Origin of the sequence: Microbispora sp. NPDC049125, from assembly GCF_040802045.1 — a bacterium.
In the GTDB taxonomy this organism is placed as follows: Bacteria; Actinomycetota; Actinomycetes; order Streptosporangiales; family Streptosporangiaceae; genus Microbispora.
This window is the reverse complement of record NZ_JBEZDW010000003.1, coordinates 332,654-354,494: the sequence shown is the minus strand read 5'-3', so window position 1 is coordinate 354,494 and position 21,841 is coordinate 332,654. Positions and strand designations below refer to the sequence as shown.

At 71.3% G+C, this 21,841-nt stretch carries 11 protein-coding genes; 4 read left to right on the top strand and 7 right to left on the bottom strand.

Annotation, left to right across the window (positions count from 1 at the left end; genetic code table 11):
- Positions 1–173 precede the first annotated feature (173 nt).
- A complete protein-coding gene (gene dnaE, locus AB0B72_RS05810) occupies positions 174–3,695 on the bottom strand; it encodes a DNA polymerase III subunit alpha (protein ID WP_367737165.1) in 3,522 nt (1,173 codons plus the stop codon).
- Positions 3,696–3,772: 77 nt separating this feature from the next.
- Positions 3,773–4,723: a 3-deoxy-D-arabinoheptulosonate-7-phosphate synthase gene (locus AB0B72_RS05805; RefSeq protein WP_367737164.1), complete on the bottom strand. Its 951-nt coding sequence runs from the start codon at positions 4,721–4,723 to the stop codon at positions 3,773–3,775.
- Between the two features lie 325 nt (positions 4,724–5,048).
- On the opposite strand from AB0B72_RS05805, the gene AB0B72_RS05800 reads away from it, so the two are divergent.
- A complete protein-coding gene (locus tag AB0B72_RS05800; RefSeq protein WP_367737163.1) occupies positions 5,049–7,772 on the top strand; it encodes a protein kinase in 2,724 nt (907 codons plus the stop codon).
- Between the two features lie 70 nt (positions 7,773–7,842).
- On the opposite strand, the gene AB0B72_RS05795 is transcribed toward AB0B72_RS05800, so the two are convergent.
- Positions 7,843–9,264: a M1 family metallopeptidase gene (locus AB0B72_RS05795; RefSeq protein WP_367737162.1), complete on the bottom strand. Its 1,422-nt coding sequence runs from the start codon at positions 9,262–9,264 to the stop codon at positions 7,843–7,845.
- A 73-nt stretch (positions 9,265–9,337) separates the two neighbouring features.
- Positions 9,338–12,154: a M14 family zinc carboxypeptidase gene (locus tag AB0B72_RS05790; RefSeq protein WP_367737161.1), complete on the bottom strand. Its 2,817-nt coding sequence runs from the start codon at positions 12,152–12,154 to the stop codon at positions 9,338–9,340.
- A gap of 453 nt (positions 12,155–12,607) precedes the next feature.
- Between AB0B72_RS05790 and AB0B72_RS05785 the strand changes: the two genes are divergently transcribed.
- Together AB0B72_RS05785 and AB0B72_RS05780 are read left to right on the top strand one after the other, a co-directional pair.
- Positions 12,608–14,311 carry a protein kinase gene (locus AB0B72_RS05785; protein WP_367737160.1) on the top strand — a complete coding sequence of 568 codons (1,704 nt, stop codon included), beginning with the start codon at positions 12,608–12,610 and terminating at the stop codon, positions 14,309–14,311.
- Positions 14,312–14,405: 94 nt separating this feature from the next.
- The gene (locus AB0B72_RS05780) at positions 14,406–15,965 is read left to right on the top strand and encodes a serine/threonine-protein kinase (RefSeq protein WP_367737159.1); all 1,560 of its coding nucleotides are present in this window, start codon (positions 14,406–14,408) and stop codon (positions 15,963–15,965) included.
- 82 nt (positions 15,966–16,047) lie between these two features.
- Here AB0B72_RS05780 and AB0B72_RS05775 read toward each other — a convergent pair whose 3' ends face one another.
- Genes AB0B72_RS05775 through AB0B72_RS05765 form a run of 3 tightly spaced genes read right to left on the bottom strand, consistent with a single transcriptional unit; the run spans position 16,048 to position 17,904 of the window.
- Entirely contained in the window at positions 16,048–16,977 is a 930-nt protein-coding gene (locus tag AB0B72_RS05775; protein ID WP_367737158.1) for an RluA family pseudouridine synthase, read from the bottom strand.
- Positions 16,970–17,512 carry a signal peptidase II gene (gene lspA, locus AB0B72_RS05770; protein ID WP_367737183.1) on the bottom strand — a complete coding sequence of 181 codons (543 nt, stop codon included), beginning with the start codon at positions 17,510–17,512 and terminating at the stop codon, positions 16,970–16,972. The genes AB0B72_RS05775 and lspA overlap by 8 nt, the downstream gene beginning before the upstream one ends.
- Complete coding sequence (locus AB0B72_RS05765) at positions 17,509–17,904, bottom strand: TraR/DksA family transcriptional regulator (RefSeq protein ID WP_367737157.1); 396 nt, start codon at positions 17,902–17,904, stop codon at positions 17,509–17,511. Before AB0B72_RS05765 ends, lspA begins: the two co-directional genes overlap by 4 nt.
- A 658-nt stretch (positions 17,905–18,562) precedes the next feature.
- Between AB0B72_RS05765 and ileS the strand changes: the two genes are divergently transcribed.
- Entirely contained in the window at positions 18,563–21,739 is a 3,177-nt protein-coding gene (gene ileS / locus AB0B72_RS05760) for an isoleucine--tRNA ligase (RefSeq protein WP_367737156.1), read from the top strand.
- Positions 21,740–21,841: the final 102 nt, after the last annotated feature.

Sequence of the window (21,841 nt, the reverse complement as noted above, 5' to 3'; positions counted from 1 at the left end):
ACAGCTCCCGCGTCAAACCGAGCAGCCCACACAGCTTCCCGTCAAAGCGAACGGCGCGCGACAGGCTCCATGTCAAAGCAGACGGCGCGCGACAGGCTCCATGTCGAAGAGCCGGGCGAGCACCGCGACGGCTCCGGACAACGCGGCGGGCAGCGCGTACGGACGACGCGGGTTCAGGCGCCTAGGCAGGCGGGGCCGAGGAGCTGCTTCAAGTCCCCCATGAGGGCGGGCGAGGGGTTGACGCGCAGCCGGTCGTCGAGCCGCATTACGGTGGTCCGCGGACCGTTGTGGACCTGCAGGTGCACCTCGGTCGTACCCGGATGCGTGGTCAGCACCTCCTTGAGGCGGCCCACCACCGGTGGCGTGCAACGGGCGATCGGCATGCTCACGACCAGCGGCCCGCCCGACTCGGCGGTGAGGTCCGGAGCCGTCACCTCCATCGCGATGATCTTCGCGACGTCCTCCCGTTTGTCGATGCGGCCCTTGACGAAGACGATCGCGTCCTCCGCGAGCAGCGTCGCGCACAGCTGGTACGCCGACGGGAAGATCATCACCTCGATCGAGCCCTCCAGGTCCTCCAGCGTGGTGAGGACCCAGGTGTCGCCCTTCTTGGTGACCTTGCGCTGCAGGCCGGACAGGATGCCGCCGACGGTGGTGATCTGCCCGTCGGGGCGGCTCTCGTCCTGCAGGGCCGCGATGGAGCAGTCGGCGCCCGAGGCGAGGATGTGCTCCACCCCCAGCAGCGGGTGGTCGGAGACGTACAGGCCCAGCATCTCCCGCTCGAACTGCAGCAGCGTGGCCTTGTCCCACTCCCCCGGCGGGATCTGCACGTCGAAGGTCTGGTCCTCGGCGCCGTCGGCCGCGCCGAACAGGGAGTCCTGCCCGATCGCCTCGTTCTTCTTGATGTCGATGATCGCGTCGACCGCCTGCTCGTGGACCATCAGCAGGCCCTTGCGCACGTGGTCGAAGGAGTCGAAGGCCCCCGACTTGATCAGCGACTCGATGACGCGCTTGTTGCAGACGATCGCCGGGACCTTGCGCAGGAAGTCCTTGAAGTCGGAGAACCTGCCCTTCTCCCTGCGGGCGGCGATGATGCCGTCGACGACGTTCGCGCCGACGTTGCGGATCGCCGACAGGCCGAAGCGGACGTCGGTGCCGCGCGGGGTGAAGTCGAAGTCGGAGTCGTTGACGTCCGGGGGCAGCACCGTGATGCCCATGCGGCGGCACTCGTTCAGGTAGAGCGCCGACTTGTCCTTGTCGTCCTTGACCGACGTCAGCAGCGCCGCCATGTACTCGGCCGGGTAGTTCGCCTTGAGGTAGGCGGTCCAGTAGGACACCAGGCCGTACGCGGCGCTGTGGGCCTTGTTGAAGGCGTAGTCGGAGAAGGGGAGCAGGATGTCCCACAGGGTCTTGATGGCCACGGCGGAGTAGCCGTTGTCCTTCATGCCCTGCTCGAAGGACTCGAACTGCTTGTCCAGCTCGGCCTTCTTCTTCTTGCCCATGGCGCGGCGCAGCAGGTCCGCTTTGCCGAGCGAGAACCCGGCGACCTTCTGCGCGATGGCCATGACCTGCTCCTGATAGACGATCAGGCCGTGGGTCGTGCCGAGGATCTCCTCCAGCGACTCGGAGAACTCCGGATGGATCGGGGTGATCTCCTGCAGGCCGTTCTTGCGCAGGGCGTAGTTCGTGTGGGAGTTCGCGCCCATCGGGCCCGGGCGGTAGAGGGCGCCGACGGCGGAGATGTCCTCGAAGTTGTCCGGCTTCATCAGCCGCAGCAGCGAGCGCATGCCGCCGCCGTCCAGCTGGAACACCCCGAGCGTGTCGCCCCTGCCGAGCAGTTCGTACGTCTTCGGATCGTCCAGCGGCAGCTTCAGCAGGTCGATCATGGTGCCGGTGTTGCCTTCGATCATCTTCAGGCAGTCGTCGATGATCGTGAGGTTGCGCAGGCCCAGGAAGTCCATCTTCAGCAGGCCGAGCGTCTCGCAGGTCGGGTAGTCGAACTGCGTGATGATCGCGCCGTCGGAGTCCCTGCGCATGATCGGGATGTAGTCGGTCAGCACCTCGGCCGACATGATGACGCCGGCGGCGTGCACACCGGTCTGCCGGATCAGGCCCTCCAGGCCCCTGCCGAGGTCCATCGCCGCCTTGACGTCGACGTCCTCCTCGTACAGCTTGCGCAGCTCACCGGCCTCGTTGTAGCGGGGGTGATCGGTGTCGAAGATGCCCGACAGCGGGATGTCCTTGCCCATCACCGCCGGCGGGAACGCCTTGGACACCTTGTCGCCCAGCGCGTACGGATACCCCAGGACGCGGGCGGCGTCCTTGATGGCGGCTTTCGCCTTGATGGTGCCGAAGGTGGCGATCATGGCGACCTTGTCGGCGCCGTACTTCTCGGTGACATACCTGATCACGTCGGCCCGGCGGCGCTCGTCGAAGTCGATGTCGACGTCGGGCATGGAGACGCGGTCGGGGTTGAGGAACCGCTCGAAGATCAGGCCGTGCGGCAGGGGGTCGAGGTCGGTGATGCCCAGCGCGTACGCGGCGAGCGAGCCGGCGGCCGAGCCGCGGCCCGGGCCCACCCGGATGCCGTTGGTCTTCGCCCACATGATGAAGTCGGCGACCACGAGGAAGTACGACGGGAACCCCATCTGCAGGATGACGTTCATCTCGAAGTCGATCTGGCGCTGGTGCTCCTCGTCGATCCCCTCGGGGAACCGGCGGGCCATGCCCTTCGCGATCTCCTTGCGGAACCAGCTCTCCTCGGTCTCGCCGTCCGGGATCGGGTAGGTCGGCATGAGGTTCTTGAAGCCGAACATGCCGGACGCGTCGACTCTCTCGGCGATCAGCAGCGTGTTACGGCACCCCTCGGCCCACAGGTCGGAGGAGTCGACCGCCCGCATCTCGTCGGCGGACTTGACGTAGTAGCCGCTGCCGTCGAACCGGAACCGGTCGGGGTCGGAGAGCTGCTTGCCGGTCTGGATGCACAGGAGCGCGTCGTGGGAGGTGGCGTCCGCCTCGTAGGTGTAGTGCGAGTCGTTGGTGACGACGGGCGGGATGTTCAGCTCGCGGCTGATGTCGGTGAGCCCCTGGCGGACCCTGCGCTCGATGTCCAGCCCGTGGTCCATGATCTCGAGGAAGTAGTTCTCCTTCCCGAAGATCTCCTGGAACCTCGCGGCCGCCTTGAGCGCCTCGTCGTACTGCCCGAGACGCAGGCGCGTCTGCACCTCGCCGGAGGGGCAGCCGGTGGTCGCCATGAGCCCCTCGGCGTGCTCGGTGAGCAGGTCGGCGTCCATCCGGGCCCACTTGCGGACGAACCCCTCGGTGTACGCCCGCGAGGAGAGCTTCATCAGGTTGCCGAGGCCGGTGGCGTTGCGCGCCCAGATCGTCATGTGGGTGTAGTAGCCGCCCGCCGACACGTCGTCGCGCTTCTGGTGCGGCTCGCCCCACAGGACCGGCTTCTTCTGGTGCCGGGAGGCGGGCGCGACGTACGCCTCGATGCCGATGATCGGCTTGACCCCGGCGGCGGTGGCCTGCCTGTAGAAGTCGTACGCCCCGTGCATGTTGCCGTGGTCGGTGATGGCGATCGCGGGCATGCCCTGCTCGCCCACGAGTTTGAACATCTGCTTCAGCCGGGCAGCCCCATCGAGCATCGAGTACTCGGTGTGGACGTGCAGATGCACAAACGAATCACCCATGAGACCCCCAACGTCACTGACCGCGGATCAGAGCCTACGCGTGATCGCGAACCAGTGGGACTCAGGTGGTTCAGATCCTATCGGGCTCCACGGAGGGCCTGGTCACAGGCCTGCCGCTCCTCCTCGGCCAGGTGGAGGCCGGCCTCGATGACGGCGTTCATGACCGGCCCCAGCCGGGCCTCCCCCAGTCGCGGGGCGCGCTTCGCCATGCCCGCGACCAGGCCGCGCTCGCGGTCCATGTCGCGCCCCCGGAACCCGCCCACCGGCTTCAGCCGCTGGACCGTCACGGCGAGGCCGGCGCGCCGTTCCAGGAGCGTCGCCAGCGCCGCGTCCGTGCGGTCGATCGCCCCGCGCGCCGCGGCGACGGTCGCGGGCGCCTCCGGCCGGACCAGCGGGGCCAGGACGGTCGCCGCCTCGCGCGCGGCCTCCCGCGCGGCGGCCGGGGCGTCCTGGCGAAGCAGCAGCCCGTCGGCTCCCGCTGCGACCGCCGCGCCGGCGAGCCGCGCGTCGCCGCCGAGCGCGGCGAGCACCGGCCGGCCGGACCGCTCACGCGCCGCCCGCATCAGCCCGAAGTCGAGCGTCACGCCCCCCAGGTGCGTACGGCTGCCGCTCTCGCAGAGGACGACCCGGTCGTTGCCCTCGGCGACGCAGTAGTCGGCGATGGCCAGCCACTCCTCCAGCGTGGCGGCCTGGCCGCGCTGCACGACGACCGGGAGGCCGAGCCGCGCGACGGCCCGGACCAGGCCGAAGTCCTGCATCCAGGCGGCGCCGATCACCAGGCCGTCCGCGTGCCGGGCGACCGCCGCGAGGTCGCCCGCCGAGAACGGCTCGACCAGCAGGGGGCCGGCCCATCCGTCCCTGGCCGCGGCGACGGCGTCCCCACCGGCATCACTTGACGCGGCGCGCCCGTGCTCCCCGCGCAGGCTGATCCACCGGGCGTCGTCCCCGCCTATCACGGCGACGGGCAGGCCGTCTCCCACGGTCAGAGTCCCGATGCGTACGCGGTGGCGGTCGGCTGCCTTCGACATGTCGGCTCCTCGGTCGGCCGGCCCGGCCGGGCCGGCTCCTTCGACATCAGCTCATGGACTGGTCTGAGAACGAGAAAAGGCAGAGACGTGAGTCCCTGCCTCGTGCCGGCTCCGGATGGTCGCTAGATCACGGTCGCGCGACCGGCTCTCCCGGAGCCGGCCACGTAAAGGTGATGCGCCATGACATGCCTTCGACCTTAGCAGCGGTTCGGACTGGCTAGAAATGATCTGTCTCAAATTCCGTGATAAGGGTAGTAGGGACGGCGCGGCCAGGTTGATCCCTTTGCCATCCGTGGGACCATTCTTTGGTCCAGGAAGGGGTTCGATGTCGCGTTCGGAAGCCCGGCTCGTCGGCGGCCGGTACCAGTTGGTTGAGCCGATCGGCCGGGGTGGCATGGGCGTGGTGTGGCGCGCCCACGACCAGCTCCTCGACCGCGCCGTCGCGGTGAAGGAGGTCCGCTTCGACAGCGCGATGGGCGACGAGCTCAGCGACCTGAACCGCCGGACCATGCGCGAGGCGCGCGCAGCCGGCCGCCTCACCCACCCGAACGTGGTGGTCGTCCACGACGTGATCGAGGAGGACCGGCGGCCCTGGATCATCATGCAGCTCGTCCAGTCCCGGTCGCTCGGCCAGGTGATCCGGGAGGACGGCCCGCTCCCCCCCGAGCGCACCGTCGAGATCGGCCTGCCCCTCCTGGACGCGCTGCGCGCCGCTCACCGGCAGGGCGTGCTGCACCGCGACGTCAAGCCCGAGAACGTGCTGGTCACCGATGACGGCCGGGTCGTGCTGACCGACTTCGGCATCGCCCGCCTGGAGGCCGACAACACGATGACCCGCACGGGTCTCGTCGGCACCCCCGCGTTCATCGCGCCGGAACGGCTGCGCGGCGCCCCCGCCCAGCGGGAGTCCGACCTGTGGTCGCTGGGCGCCACCCTGTACACCGCCGTCGAGGGCAAGCCCCCGCACGACCGGGGCATGGCCATGGCCACCATGCACGCCGTGCTGAACGAGGAGCCGGCGCCCGCGAGACGGGCCGGGCGGCTGGGCCCGGTGCTGATGCGGATGCTCGCCAAGGAGCCCGCCGACCGGCCCGGATACGACGAGACCGCCCGGCTGCTGCGGCAGGCCTCCGCCGACCACGCTCCCGTGCTCCGCCAGCCGGGTCCTCCCGCCGTCTCCCCCGCTCCGCCGGTCCCGCGTCCCGCTCCGGACGCCGGGCCGCCGGTTCCCCGTCCGGCTCAGGACGCCGGGCCGCGGGCCCGTCCTGGCGGGTCGCCCCCGCGAGCCCCTGCGCCCCGTGGTGGCGCGGCGCCCGGTCGTCCGGCTCCCGGCGGCGCTCCTCAGCCTGCCGGTGGCGCATCGGGTGGCGAGGTGCCTGGTGGCGTGTCGGCCGATGGGGCGGCGGCGCAGCCCCGGGCCGCTTCACGCGCCGAGGCGCCTCCCCGCCCCCGCGTGGCCGGCGATGGGAAGAGCGCCGCCGCGAGTGAAGGGAAGGGCTCCGCCGGAACTGGCGGGACGGGGGCTGCCGGAAGTGGCGGGAGGGCGCCTGCCGGGAGCGGCAAGCCCGCGCCCGCCCCGAAGTCCGGGACGAAGGCGGCATCCGCCGCGCCCTCGTCGAAACCCGGCACGGCGGCCGGGGCCAAAGCCCCCGGCCGGGACGCCGCGGCCGCCGCCGTTGGAGGCGCCGCAGGAGGCGCCGCCGCATCTCCTTCCAAGACAGCCGGATCCACCACTGGGGACGGCGCGGCCGCGTCTTCACCGGCGGCGTCTCCGGACGGCTCCTCCCCCGGGAAGGCGGGCCCTGGCCCAGCCTCCCGCGACGCCTCCCGCGACGCCTCTCCCGGCGCCGTAGGAGCGGACGACCCGGGACCGGCCGAGATCACCTCTCCCATACCGGTCGTACAGGACGACGCCCCGTCTCCGGGGACGGACGGCACGGCTTCTGAGCCGGTGGACGGCACGGCCGGCAAGCCCGCCGAGCCTGGCGCCGAGTCCCCGGCCGGGCCGGCGGGCGACGGCGCGGCGGCCTCCACCTCCACGCCGGGCGTCCCGCGCTCCCGGAGCCCGTACCCGGTGCCCGTGACCGGGGCCCAGACCCCTCAGCCCGCGAGGAAGTCACCGCCAGCCGGCACGGGTCATGACGGCCGCACCAAGATCCAGCCAAAGGCCGGGATCCAGCCGGACGCCGGTCGCGACGGGCACACGCGTGTCGAGCGCGGCACCGCCCCGGCAGCCGCCGAAGCGGCTTCCGCGGCGAGCCCGGCCGAGCCGCTCGGCGTGCCCACACAGCGGTCCGGCGTCTGGCGTGGCGACACGGCCACCGGGCCGGTCGAGCGGCGGCCCAGCTCGATGGCGAAGGCGGCGCTGGTGCTCGTCCCGGCACTGCTGCTCGTCGCGGGCGTGGCCGGTTACCTCGGGCTGCGGCAGGGTGAGAACGGCTCGGCCGGGCCGGGGGCCTCCACCGCGAGCGCCGGCGGATCGGCCCCGGCCACGAACGCGGCGTCGGAGCCGGCCGCCTCCGGGGCGCCCTCCGCCACGGCCAGCGGCGAGGGATCGGCGTCCCCGTCGCCGTCTTCGTCGCCCAGCCCCACGACGTCACAGCCCGCCGACGCGCCCGACGGATGGCACCGCTACAAGGACGACAGCGGCTTCTCGGTGGCCCTCCCCAAGGGCTGGAAGGTCTCCAAGCGGCAAGACACAGCGGTCTGGTTCCGCGGCCCCGGATCACCTGGCTTCCTTCTGATCGACCAGACGAACTCGCCGCAGAAGGACGCGGTGAAGGACTGGAAGAGTCAGGAGAAGTCCCGCCGGTACACCTACCCCGGCTACACGCGGGTCAAGATCAAGTCTGTCGACTACTGGGATGAGGCGGCTGACTGGGAGTTCACCTACAACTCCGGGTCGACCCGAACCCACGTGGTCAACCGGGGCTTCGTCACCAGCAAGCATCACGGCTACGCGATTTTCTGGAGCACCCCCGACAGCCGGTGGGACAAGGACCACCACTTCTTCGAGACCTTCACGGCCACGTTCAAGCCGGCGAAGTAGGGTTCCCCGTCTCCCGGAGCTGCGTCGCGGCGGCCCCGGAACGGGCCGGGGCCGCCGCCGAACGCGCTCGCTACCAGGTGGTGGGCTTGCCCTTCTGGAACAGCCACACGTCGAAGAAGGCGGTCAGGTCGGCGCCCGACACCTTCTCCGCCGCGCGGATGAAGTCGGCGGTGCGGGCGTTGCCGTGCCGGTTGGCCGCGGCCCACTCCTTGACCAGCTGGAAGAAGGCCGTGTCGCCGATCTTGCCGCGCAGCGCGTGCAGCGTCATCGCGCCGCGGTTGTAGGGCACGTTGCCGAACATGTCCTCGGGGCCGGGGTCGGCGGTCACGGTCTGCCAGAACGACGACGTCGCGGCGCGCCCGTAGTTGCTCGTGCTGTCGAACGTCTGCTGGGCCGTGGCCCCGCCGGTGTGCTCGGTCCACAGCCACGAGGCGTACGTCGCGAAGCCCTCGTTGAGCCAGATGTCGGACCAGCGGCCGACGCTGACGCTGTCCCCGTACCACTGGTGCGCGAGCTCGTGCACCATCGTGCCGACGCCCGGCGCGCTGGAGAAGATCGGCTTGGTCTGGCTCTCCAGGGCGTAGCCGACGTCGGGGGCGCGGTCCACGATGGCCCCGGCCGACGAGAAGGGGTACGGCCCGAAGACCGAGCTGAGGTAGTCGACGATCTCGGGGATCCTCGTGACGGCCGCCGCCGACTGGGTCGCCAGCCGCGGGTCGACCGCCGTGTAGACGGGGATCCCGCTCGGCGTCGCCGTCTGGGCGACGGTGAAGTTCCCGATCGTCACCGTGGCGAGATAGGTGGCCATCGGCTCGGTCGAGTCCCAGACGAACGTCGTCCGGCCGCCCTCGGTCTTCTGCGAGAGCAGCCGGCCGTTGCCGACCGCCGTGAGGCCTTCGGGCACGGTCGCGTGGAAGGTGAACGTCGCCTTGTCGGTGGGGTGGTCGTCACACGGGTACCACGCCGGGGATCCCTGCGGCTCGCCCGGCACGAAGGCGCCGTCGTCGGTCGGCACCCATCCCTCGATGGAGCCGTCCGGGTCGGTGACGACGGGCGGCGTGCCCGCGTACTTCACGACCACCGTGAACTCCTGCCCCGTCTTGAGCTTCGGGCGCGGGCTCACGATCAGCTCCTGCCCGTCCCGTTCGAACGAGGCCTTGTGCCCGTTCACCGTGAGGGAGGAGATGTCTGGCCCGCGGAAGTCCAGGTCGAACCGGTCCATGTCCTGGGTGGCCGCCGCGGTGATCGTGGTGGTCGCGTCCATGTTCTTGGTGGCGGGGTCGTACGCGAAGGCGATGTCGTAGTGCTTCACGTCGTAGCCGCCGTTGCCCTGGTCGGGGAAGTACGGGTCCCCGGCGCTCGCCGCGCCCGCGGAGTAGCGCGGCTGTCCCGGCGCTCCGGGCGCGGCGAGAACGGGCTGCGCCGCCGGGACGCCCACCAGGGCGCATACGGCGGTCGCGAGGAGTGTGCCGCTGACGCGACGCGATTTCATGTGGTTCCTTTCGGGGCGGTCCGGCCGGGGGGAGCCCCGGCCGGACCCTCTTCTTCGTGGGTGAGGACCGTGATCAGGCCACGACGGAGCGCAGCGGGACGCCCGCGGCGCGCAGCTCGCCGACCATGTCACGGAGGAACGGATGCTCGTCCGCCGCCAGGCCCTCGGGGTTGGGGATCGTGATGTACGAGGAGCCGCCGGCGCTCGCCGTCCGCGCGGCGCCGGTGTACTTGGCGACCACCGCCTGGGCGCGCGCGAGGTCGGCGTCGGCCACCTCGATGGCGATGGGCCGCCACTGGCCGCCGAGGTTGGCCGGCTCATCGGCCTTGGCCGCCGCCTCGCGGAGGGCCTCCACGCCGGCCGGCGCGGTCGCCGTCCGCTTCTGCGCGGCCGCCTGCCCGGGGTAGAGCAGCGCGTTCGCGACCAGGTGGATGCCGTTCTCGTTGTAGGCCCGGAAGAGCGGGTTGTAGGAGAACAGGACGGCGTGGCCGGCGCCGGTCGGCTCGTCGACGAGCGCGGCCGTGCCCTTGAGGGCGTCGGCTCCCTTCGTGTAGCCGTTGGACCAGAACGTGCCGTCCGACGGATAGGTGAGGACGTTCCTGCCTGTGGTGCTCGGGTTGATGATCGGGTCGCCGTTGTTGAACTGGAAGTCCTCCGCCGGGCGGCCCAGCGCGACCGGGCTGCCTTGTGCCACGTCCACCCGGAAGTGCGAGCCGACGACCTGGTATCCGGTCGGCTTGGCCTTCTCGGTCGTCGAGGTCAGGCCGGCGGCGCGGGCGATCCGGGTGCCCTCGTTGCGCAGCCCGACGTAGGTGCCTCCGGCGGCGACCCACGCCTTGAGGTTGGCCAGGCCCTGCTCGGTGAGACCGCCGGTCGAGCTGCTGCCGTCGGGCACCACCAGGGCGGTCCGCTGGGTGAAGGCCGGCGTGTTGCCGTTGACGTCGGCGGCCGTCACCGGCGTGAGGCCGAGCCCCCAGCGCGCGCCGAGGACGTAGCGCGCCTCGCCGTACGAGCCGGAGGTCGTGGAGATGCCGGTTCCGGCGAACAGGCCGGTGTCGGGCCGGCGCAGCGCGGTGCCGGAGACCGGTTCCGCGCCGCCCTCGACGGTCACGCCGTACGACTGGGCGAGCTTGTCCAGCGCGTCCCTGGCGATCGCGCCGGCGGGCAGGCTCACCGTCCCGTTCGTGAGGTCACGCGAGACGGGCACCCCCTCGCCGAGGAGCCGGAACGTGAGCTCGGACGCGGCGGCCGAGTCCATCGGGTAGGTGTAGGAGCCCTTCCCCGCCTTCGCCTCCGACGAGACGCCGCCGTCGAGCCGCTTCACCAGGTCGGCCTTGGGGGACAGCTCGTCACCGGTGTAGACGGTGTCGACGCCCATCAGCAGGGGGTTGCTCCAGGAGGAGACGTCGTAGAAGTAGGGGAAGGGAACGTAGGGGTCCTCCCCGAGCAGCGCCTGGATCCAGTGCTTCTGCGGCTGGTCCAGCGGGATCCAGTACGCCCCGGCGGGGACGGTGAGGCCGGCGGCCGAGCGCCCGCCGAAGATCCGCGCGTCGGGCACGGTGACGGCCTTCTTGAGGCGGTAGACCTCGACGTCCATGCCGCGCAGCCGCTCGACGAGCCGGCGCGCGTCGGCGACCTGGCGGTCGGGCAGCAGGAAGTACGACCGGATCTTGACGTCGGGCACGGGGAACTGGACGGTGTTCGCGGGCTGCACGACCTCGTTGGGCTCCAGCGCGCCCCGGGCGCCCTCGTCGAGGGCGTTCTGCCAGATCTTGTAGTAGCCGCCGAGGATCTCGCGCTTGTTGGCCGCGGCCCACCCCGTGGTGGCCCACTGCGTGTTGAACTGCTGCTGCACGCGGTCCTCGTCGGCGGAGGCGCTGCCCTTCTCGAAGGTCATACCCGCCGCGCCGAAGCCGGTGGACGGCACGGTGTCGCCGTACCCCATGTAGAACAGGTCGTAGGTGGCGTAGTTGAAGTAGCACTCGGTGGTCACCGCGCCGCCGCACGCGCCGTTGTAGCCGAAGCCGGCCGCGTTGGCCGCGCCGATGCGGTTGATCCAGTCCACCGGCTGGTCGGCGATCTCGTGGTGGATGGGGTCGGCGTTGGGCGGGAAGAAGTACTGCCGCCCGCCCATCTCGTGGGCGTCGACGAAGACCTGGGGCGGGTAGTCCCGCAGCATGTCGATCTTGCCGTCGGTCTCCGGCTGGGTGCGGGCGAACCAGTCCCGGTTGAGGTCGAAGCCGAAGGCGTTCTGGCGGCGGCTCTCGTCGCGGCCGTCCGGGTTCTGGGTCGGGACGATGACCGTGACGAGGTTCTCGTTGCGCTCGGCCACCTCGCACGACAGGCCGGCGGCCAGCTCGTAGAGGGTCTTGAGCGCGGCGTCGGCGCCGCTCTTCTCGCCGCCGTGGACGTTCCCGGCCACCCAGACGATGGCCGGGGTGTCCTCGGCGATGCGCGCGGCCTTGCCCTCCTTCAGGGACCGGGGGTCGCGGAGGGACCGGACCTGCGCGGCGATCTTGGCCAGCTGCCCGGGCACCATGTGGTGCTCGCTGGACACGATGGCGTAGGGCAGCTCCTGACCGGTCACGCTGTGCGCGATCGTGCCGGTGACCACCCGCTTGGACGCGCCGCCGACCGCCTCGACGTACTTCTTGATCTCCTCGGTGGTGACCACCCTGGGCTGGCCCTTGCCGAGAGGGAAGCCGAGGACCGACTCGGGGCTCGGCACCGAGGACAGGTGGGCGTTGGGGTTGGCGTCGCAGTCAGGTCCCCGCTGGTCCGCCTGGGCGGACGGGCTGAACGGCAGGACGAGCGTGGTCAGCGCGATGACCGCGACGCTCGCCACCTTTCCGTACGGGGTTTTCCTGCGCGACGTCGTGCGTGGCCGCATCGTGCTCCTATCGGGGCGGGGAAACGACACCGGCTAGCGCCGGAAAGCCGACCGAATCGTATAAGGATGGGATAAATCCGGCAAGCCGGTTAATAGTTAACATCCGTCCGTCCGAATATGTGAGCGCGCGATCACGCCAAGACTGGCGGGCTCCCGGCGCCCCTCCCTCCGCGCCGCGCCGCGGGTCTCGGCCGGCAGGCGAAGCTGCCTCGCGCTTTATCGCTCAACAGGCTGGTGAATCGCTTGAATCCCGGCCGGGGAGGCGCCGGCCCGAGGCGCGCCGCAGTCGGCCACCGCACGGGTTTTCGGTCCTCACGTATCGAAATGCCGGACGTGAGAAAGCGCCTTACCTGCAGCTCCGGATTGTCCGGCCGCTGCATTTCTGTGACATCCGCGAGCCGCCGCCGAAGTCCCGGGCTGTGGGACGATGCAGGGGTTTCGAGGAGGGACTGGTTGGACGAGGGGCGTCGCGTGGCGGGCAGATACCACCTGCTCGAACCCATCGGCAGGGGCGGCATGGGCGTCGTCTGGCGCGCCCACGACGATCTGCTCGACCGCCCGGTGGCGGTCAAGGAGGTCCTCTACCACCCCGCGGACGACGAGGACCGGGAGGCCTTCAACCGGCGGACGATCCGCGAGGCCCGCGCCGCCGGCCGCATCGACCACCCGAACGTCGTGATCGTCCACGACGTCATCGAGGAGGACGGCCGGCCCTGGATCGTGATGCAGCTCGTGAAGTCGCGCTCCCTCGGCCAGGTGCTGCGCGAGCACGGCCCGCTGGTGCCCGAGCGGGTGGCGGCCATCGGCCTGCAGGTGCTCGACGCGCTGCGCACCGCGCACGCCGCCGGAGTGCTCCACCGGGACGTCAAGCCGGAGAACGTGCTGATCGGCGCGGACAACCGGGTGGTGCTCACCGACTTCGGGATCGCCATGATGCTGGAGGAGCCGGGGCTCACGATGACGGGGGCCATCAGCGGCACCCCGGCGTTCATCCCGCCGGAACGCCTCAACGGGCTGCCCGCCACGCCCGAGTCGGACCTGTGGTCGCTCGGGGCGACGCTGTACGCCGCGGTGGAGGGCAGGCCGCCGTTCGACCGCAACTCCCCCGTCGCCACGATGGCGGCCGTGCTGCACGACGAGCCGGACCCGCCCCGCCGGGCGGGCCCGCTCACCCCGGTCCTGGAGGGCCTGTTACGCAAGGACCCGGTCATGCGCCTCGACGCGACGGAGGCCTCCGACCTTCTCAACGCGGCGCTCGCCGCCGACGCGCACGCCCGGCCGGCCCCGGCGTCCTCTCCCTCGTACGGAGCGCCGCCCGGGCCGTACGGCTCCGCGCGGCAGGCGCCGGGAAGGGAGCCCGGGAACGGCTTCGCGGGCGGGTCCGGCACCTGGCGGGAAGCCTGGCCCGGCGGCGGGCCCCCTGAGGGCCCCCACGGCGCCGGGCCCGGACGGGGAGGGCCCGAGGAGCCCGCACGGCACCGGTCGTCGACTCGGATGATCCTGCTCGTCGTCGTTCCCGTGCTGCTGGCCGCCCTGGCCGCCGGGGGCTGGTACGGCTATCACACCCTGGTGAGCACGACCGCCTCGCCGTCCCCCACTCCTCACGTATCGCTCACGCCGGAGACGTCGCAGGCGAGCTCACCGGAGACATCTCCGGAGACCACGCCCACGCCGGAGGAGTCCGCCTCGGCCGGGCCGACGCCGCGAGTGAAGGTCCCCGACGGCTGGGCCGTGCACCGTGACCGGCTCGGCTTCTCCGTCGCCCTGCCCCCCGGCTGGGTCCCGTACCAGCGGGAAGGGGCACGGGTGCGCTTCCACGGCCCGGGGACGCGCGACTACCTGCAGGTCGACCTCACGCCGTGGGAGGACGACGACCCCGTGTCCGCCCTCACCGTCGTCGAGGCCGCGTCGACGGGGAAGGGGTTCCTGCCGGGGTACGAGCGCCTCCGCCTGGAGGCGACGCGCTACCAGGAGGTCCCGGCGGCCGACTGGGAGTTCACCTTCGTCCCGAGCTACGGGAAGGTCCGCGTGCTCGACCGGGCGTTCCGCATGCCCGACGGGCGGCACTTCACCATCTACTGGCAGGTCGCCGACGCCCGCTGGACATCCCGCTTGCCGTACTTAGATTCTTTCATGACCACATTTCAGCCAAAATAACGATTCAGTGAAGATGTCCAGGTCAGAGCCATATTTCACTATCAAGGGTGACTCCGCCGCATGTCCCTCCGTGATGCGGGGTAGCGCGATGACCATGGCTGATGCGAAGACCTCCGACCGAGTTGTGGCGGAACGCTATCGCCTGATCGAGCCGCTCGGCAGCGGGGGCATGGGGACGGTCTGGCGGGCCGTCGACCAGGTGCTCGAGCGGGAGGTCGCCGTCAAGGAGCTCCTGGCGTCCGCCGAGCTGACCGGACCCGAGCGGGAGATCTTCACCAAAAGGACCTTCCGGGAGGCGAGAGCCGCCGGACGGCTGAGCCATCCCGGTGTGGCCGCGGTCTACGACGCCTTCGAGGAGAACGGATACCCCTGGATCGTTCTCGAGCTCATCCCGTCGAGGACGCTCGGGTCGATCATCCGCGAAGAGGGGCCCCTGCCGCCCCGGCGGGTGGCGGAGATCGGGTCACGGGTGCTCGCGGCGCTGCGCGCCGCCCACGCGGCCGGCGTGCTGCACCGCGACGTCAAGCCGGACAACGTGCTCATGGCCGAGGACGGCCGGGTCGTGCTGACCGACTTCGGCATCGCCGCGCTGGAGGACGACTCGCCGGTGACGCGGACCGGCATGCTGGTCGGCACCCCCGCCTTCATCGCGCCGGAGCGTGCGGCGGGCGCGCTGGCGGCGCGGACCTCCGACCTGTGGTCCCTGGGGGTGACGCTCTTCCTGGCCGTCGAGGGGCGGTCGCCGTTCCACCGCGGGCACGCGCTCGCCACCTTGGCCGCGGTGATGTACGAGGACGCCGGGCGACTGCACAGGGCGGGACCGCTGGCCCCGGTGATCGAGGGGCTCCTGATCAAGGACCCGGACCTCAGGATGACGGCGGAGCAGGCGGCGCAGCACCTGCACGCGGTGGCCACGGGCCAGGTGACGGGTGCGACGGCCCCGCCCCCGAGGCCTCCTGCCCGCTTCTCCCGCCTGCGGCCGCGGTTCGAGCACACGGCGGCCACTCCCGTGCCCGTCGCGGCGGCCGTCTCCGCGCCGACCCCGGTACCCGCCAGGACGCCGACGCCCACCTCCGTCCCGGCCCCCGCTCCGGCGGGCACCCGGCCCCGGCGCGGCCCATGGGGCTTGGCCCTCGGGTCGGGCGCCCTGGTGGCCGTCGTCGGGATGACCGTGGGGGTGGTCGCCTTCGTGACGGCCCGCACTCCCGGCGGGGCGGCGGACGCCACGGTCGTCAGCACTCCCACTGTCACGGTCTTCGCGACGAAGACCGCCTCGCCGGTCGGCGAGGGGACCTCCTCCGCGAAGGCGCGGTCGGTGACGGACGTGCGCGGTGACGGATCCACCGGCTCGGGAGCGCGCGGCGGCACGGCCGGTCCGACGCGTAAGCCGGAATCGGACGCGGGATCCACGCCACAGCCCAAGACGAAGCCGAAGCCGACCCCGCCCAAGCCCTCTGCCGGCTCCGGCGACTCGGACGCCGGCCCCGGAGACGACCCCGCCGAGCCCTCGAACGACAAGGCGAACGGCAAGGCGAACGGTCAGGGCAACGGCCAGGCGAACGGCCAGAACAACGGCAAGGGCTCCAAGAAGGAGAAGAAGACCTCCCTGGACGTTCCCGGCCTGGGCGAGCACGGTCTGAAGGTGCACGTATGAGTCACACCTGGCCGGACGGCCGGGAAGGGCGGCGCCTTCGCACGTCGCGTCCCCGGCACGGGTTTCGGCCGGGAGGAGCGGCTCAGCCCTCGTCGCCGACGATCTCCAGCGCCCGTGCCAGCTCCGGCGGGTAGTCGCTGGTGAACGTCATCCACTCCCCTGTCGCGGGATGCTCGAACGACAGCGAGACGGCGTGCAGCCACTGCCGGGTGACGCCGAGACGGGCGGCGAGGGTGGGGTCGGCGCCGTACTGCAGGTCGCCGACGCACGGGTGCCTCAGCGCGGACATGTGGACGCGGATCTGGTGCGTCCTGCCTGTCTCCAGCTTGATCTCCAGCAGCGAGGCCGCCCGGAACGCCTCGATCGTGTCGTAGTGGGTGATCGACTCCTTGCCCCCGGCCACGACGCCCCACCGGCCGTCGCCGGACGGGTGCCGGTCGATGGGGGCGTCGACGGTGCCCCGCAGCGGGTCCATGTGCCCCTGGACGAGCGCGTGGTAGCGCTTGTCGACCGTGCGTTCCTTGAACGCCCTCTTCAGGTGGGTGTACGCCCGCTCGCTCTTGGCGACCACCATCACCCCGGTCGTGTTGGCGTCGAGCCGGTGGACGATGCCCTGCCGCTCGGCCGCGCCGCTCGTGGAGACCCGGTGCCCGGTGCCCAGCAGGCCTCCGATGACGGTCGGGCCGGTCCAGCCGACGGTGGGGTGCGCGGCGACACCGACGGGCTTGCTCACCACCACGACGTCGTCGTCCTCGTAGACGATCGACATGCCTGGCACCGGCTCGGCGACGGGCACCGGGGCGGACGGGGGCGGCGGGACGGTCACGTCGAGCCACGCGCCCGCGTGGACCCGGTCGGACTTGGCGGGGACGGATCCGTCGACCAGCACCTCGCCGGAGGCGATGAGCTCTGCGGCCCGCGTGCGGGAGAACCCGAAGAGCCGGGCGAGGGCCGCGTCGAGGCGCTCACCCTCCAGGCCGTCGGGGACGGGGAGGGTGCGGCGGTCACTCATCGACGGTCTCCCCGGTCTGCCGGCCGCCGTCGACCTGGTAGCCGCGCCAGGCGAGGAACACGGCGAGGATGCCGCCGCAGACGATCGCCGAGTCGGCCATGTTGAACACCGGGAACCCCGTGGCGGGGAACGCCTGGAAGAAGTCGACCACGTGCCCCTGCAAGGGGGCCGGCGAGCGGAAGAGGCGGTCGGTCAGGTTGCCGAGGGCCCCGCCGAGCAGCAGCCCGAGCGTGATGGCCCACGGCAGGCTGCGCAGCTGCCGTGCCGTACGGATGATCGCGACGACGACTCCGACGGCGATCACCGTGAAGACGATCGTCATCCCGGTGCCGACGCTGAAGGCCGCGCCCGGGTTGCGGATGACGTTCAGCACCAGCACACCGGGGACGACGGTGACGGGGGCCTTGTGCTCCAGGAACTCGACCACCAGGAACTTGCTGGCCAGATCGAGCGCGTAGATCACGGCGGCCACGATGACGAGGAGAGCGACCCTGCGCGCGCGGGGCGGCGGCGTCGCCGCGGCTCCATCGCTCAGCGGCGCTCCTCCCGCTGCTTGCACGCTACGCACAGCGTCGCCCTCGGGAACGCCCGGAGGCGTTCCTTGCCGATCGGCTTGTGGCACGATTCGCACTCTCCGTATGTCCCTGCGTCGACACGGGCGATCGCCCGCTCGTTCTGCGCGAGCAGATCGCGCGCATTCAGGGTAAGGGCGATCTCACGCTCTCGCTCATAGGTCTTGGCTCCGGCGTCCGCCGGATCGTCGCCCGCTCCCTGGCTGACGTCGCCTGACGCCAGCTGAGCCTCCGCACGGCTGATGTCGGCCCTGAGCTCCTCGATCTCGTGCAGCAGCCGCTCGCGGACCTCGGCGAGCTCGTCGTCGGACCAGATGTCGTCGCTGGTGGCGGTTCTCGCCGCGCGCGTGGCCATGGCGGGCCTCCCCGTTGTTAAGGAGCGGTTGATCAAGCAGTTCGAGCAGGTCCGGGCAGCTTAGGCCGCTTGATTACAGATCGGCAATGGACCTGCCGAGGGTTTTACCCCACCCGTAACCGCACGGCACGTTCGGCCGGTTCCTCCTCTTTCCCTTGGATATCTACTACGTTGTCGCGGCCCGTGCGGCCCGCGACACGAACCATTTGCGCGCCGCCGTACGCCGGAGACCCGGAAACCGGGGGGACGGCCGCGGGAGGCCGCCTCCGCCACCGCTTCACCGGCTCGCGGGTCACACCCTCACAACACCGGAGGTGCCTCCGTATGTTCCGCCTGAGCTCCGGCCGCCGCTTATCGGGAAGCCTCGCCGCCGCGTCTGCGTTATCGTTTGAGTCTGCACGGCGTTGATGGGGACGAGTACCTCCGTACCCACTCGCAGGAGCGACCCGGGGATGGTGCGAGCCCGGGGCGAGCCGCGGAGGGAAGATCACCCCGGAGCCGCCGGAAGAAAGGCCCTCCGTGGGCCGAGTAGAACCGGCAGCGGAAGAAACGAGAGGGCGCCCGCGACGCGGGTGTCAAGAAGGGTGGTACCGCGGAGCCGTTCCCGGCTTCGTCCCTTCACGCCATGTCAGCACACGCGTGGAGGTCCCGCCCGACGATGTCTTCCTACTTCCGCCCTCTTCCCGCGCAGGTCGACCTGCCGGCCCTCGAACGTGAGGTCCTCGAACACTGGCGGGACGGGAAGGTGTTCGAGCGCTCCCTGGAGCAGAACGCGGACGGCCCCTCCTGGGTGTTCTACGAGGGCCCGCCCACCGCCAACGGCATGCCCGGCGTCCACCACGTCGAGGCGCGGGTCTTCAAGGACGTCTTCCCCCGCTACAAGTCCATGCGCGGCTTCCACGTGCCGCGCAAGGCCGGATGGGACTGCCACGGCCTGCCCGTGGAGGTCGCCGTCGAAAAGGAGCTCGGCCTCTCCGGCAAGCCCGAGATCGAGGCGTACGGCATCGCGGAGTTCAACGCGCGCTGCCGCGAGTCCGTGCTGCGGCACGTCGACGCCTTCGAGGAGATGACCGAGCGGATGGGCTACTGGGTCGACATGTCCCAGGCCTACCGCACGATGGACCCGCAGTACGTCCAGGCGGTCTGGTGGTCGCTGAAGACCATCTTCGACAAGGGGCTGCTGTTCCGGGACTTCCGGATCACGCCCTACTGTCCCCGTTGCGGCACCGGGCTGTCCGACCACGAGCTGGGCCAGCCGGGCGGGTACGAGACCGTCTCCAGCCCCTCGGTCTACGTCCGCATGCCCGCCACCTCCGGGCCGCTCGCCGAGCTGGGGGCCTCGTTCCTCATCTGGACGACCACCCCGTGGACGCTGGTGTCCAACACCGCCGTCGCCGTGCACCCGGACGTGACGTACGTGGCCGCCCGCCACGGCGACGAGGTGCTCGTGGTCGCCGAGCCGCTGCTGGCCCAGGTCCTCGGCGAGGACGCCGAGGTGCTGGCGACCTTCACCGGGGCGGAGCTGGAGCACACCACGTACTCCCGGCCGTTCGACCTTGTGGACATCCCGGGCGCGCACTATGTGGTGCTCGGCACGTACGTCACCGTCGAGGACGGCACCGGCCTGGTCCACCAGGCCCCCGCCTTCGGCGCCGACGACATGTCGGTCTGCAAGCGGTACGGCATGCCCGTGGTCAACCCGATCGGGCCCGACGGCCGCTTCCTGCCGGACGTGCCGTTCGTCGGCGGGATGTTCTTCAAGGACGCCGACGAGCCGCTGACCGGCAGCCTGCGGGAGCGCGGCCTGCTGTTCCGCGGGTCCCACTTCGACCACAGCTACCCGCACTGCTGGCGCTGCCACACCGCGCTGCTCTACTACGCGCTCCCGTCCTGGTACATCAGGACCACCGCGATCAAGGACCGGCTCCTCGAGGAGAACGAGCACACCAACTGGTTCCCGGAGACGATCAAGCACGGCCGGTACGGCGAGTGGCTGCGGAACAACGTCGACTGGGCGTTGTCGCGGTCCCGCTACTGGGGGACGCCGCTGCCCCTGTGGGTCTGCTCCGAGGACGACGACCACGTCACATGCGTCGGCTCCCTCAAGGAGCTCGGCGAGAAGGCGGGCCTGGACCTGTCGGGGCTCGACCCCCACCGGCCGTACGTGGACGACGTGACCATCCCCTGCGAGCAGTGCGGGGCCGAGGCGCGGCGGGTGCCGGACGTGATCGACGTCTGGTACGACTCCGGCGCCATGCCGTTCGCCCAGTGGGGCGCACCGCACGTCAACCAGGACGTCTTCGAGAAGTCCTATCCCGGGCAGTTCATCTGCGAGGCGATCGACCAGACCCGCGGCTGGTTCTACTCGATGATGACCGTCGGCACGCTGGTGTTCGACAGGTCGTCGTACGAGAACGTGCTGTGCCTGGGCCTGATCCTGGCCGAGGACGGCCGGAAGATGAGCAAGCACCTGGGCAACGTGCTGCGGCCGATGCCGCTCATGGACCAGCACGGCGCCGACTCGCTGCGCTGGTACATGGCGACCTCCGGCTCCCCCTGGTCCCCCCGGCGCATCGGCCACGCCGCGCTGGAGGAGATCGTCAGGAAGGTCCTGCTGACCTACTGGAACACCGCGTCGTTCTTCACGCTGTACGCCAACGCCGAGTCGTGGGGGCCGTCCCTGCTGCCCGACGCCCCGGCGTACGCGGACCGCCCGCTCATCGACCGGTGGGCCCTGGCCGAGCTGAACCGGACGGTCGCCGAGGTGACGGCCTCGCTGGAGGAGTTCGACACGGCCCGGGCGGGCCGGCGGCTGACGGAGTTCCTGGACGACCTGTCCAACTGGTACGTCCGCCGGTCCCGCCGCCGCTTCTGGACGGGCGACGTGTCGGCCTTCGCGACGCTCTACGAGTGCCTGGAGACCGTCACGCGGCTGATGGCGCCGCTGGTGCCGTTCACCACCGACTACGTGTGGGAGGTGCTGCGCGACGTCGACGCCCCGGCCTCGGTGCACCTGGCGTCCTGGCCGGAGGTGAACGCCGCCCTGGTCGACCCCGGGCTGTCGGAGCGCATGGGGCTGGTGCGGCGGCTCGTCGAGCTGGGCCGGTCGGCGCGGGCCTCGTCGTCGGTCAAGACCCGCCAGCCGCTCGGCCGGGCGCTGATCGGCGCCTCCGGGTGGGCCTCGCTGCCCGCGGAGCTCCGTGAGCTGATCGCCGACGAGCTGAACGTGCAGCGGCTGGAGGACCTGTCCGGCTTCTCGGCCGACCTGGTGACCTTCACGGTCAAGCCCAACTTCCGCACGCTCGGCAAGCGGTTCGGGCCCCGGACCAAACTGGTGGCCGCCGCGGTGACGGCCGCCGACCCGGGCGCGCTGGCCCGCGCGCTCCGGTCCGGTACGGCCGCCGCCGTCGAGGTGGAGGAGATCGGGACGGTCGAGCTGGGCCCGGACGACGTGATCGTCACCGAGCAGCCGCGTACGGGCTGGGCCGTGGAGACCGGCGCGATCGACACCGGCACCGGCGAGACCGTGGCGCTCGACCTGACGATCACCGACGAGCTGCGCCGGGCCGGTCTGCTGCGGGAGGTGGTCCGGCTGGTCCAGGAGGCCCGCAAGGCGACCGGCCTGTCGATCACCGACCGGATCGACCTGTGGTGGTCGGCGGAAGGCGAGCTGGCGGAGGCGCTGCGCGAGGGGGGCGGCATCGTGGCCGACGAGGTGCTCGCGGCGAGCTTCACGGAAGCGGCTTCCGGATCCACCGGTGTGCCGCAGGAGGGCGGCCTCCCCGTGCACGAGGACACCGACCTCGGCCTCTCCTTCCGGCTCCGCAAGGCCTGAGCCTCTGCGGCCGTGAAGGCGCGAGCCGCAGGGCCTGAGCTGCCGCACGTGCCCGGGCGGGGAGACCGCCCGGGCACGAGCCGGAACCACGAGGCCCGCCGG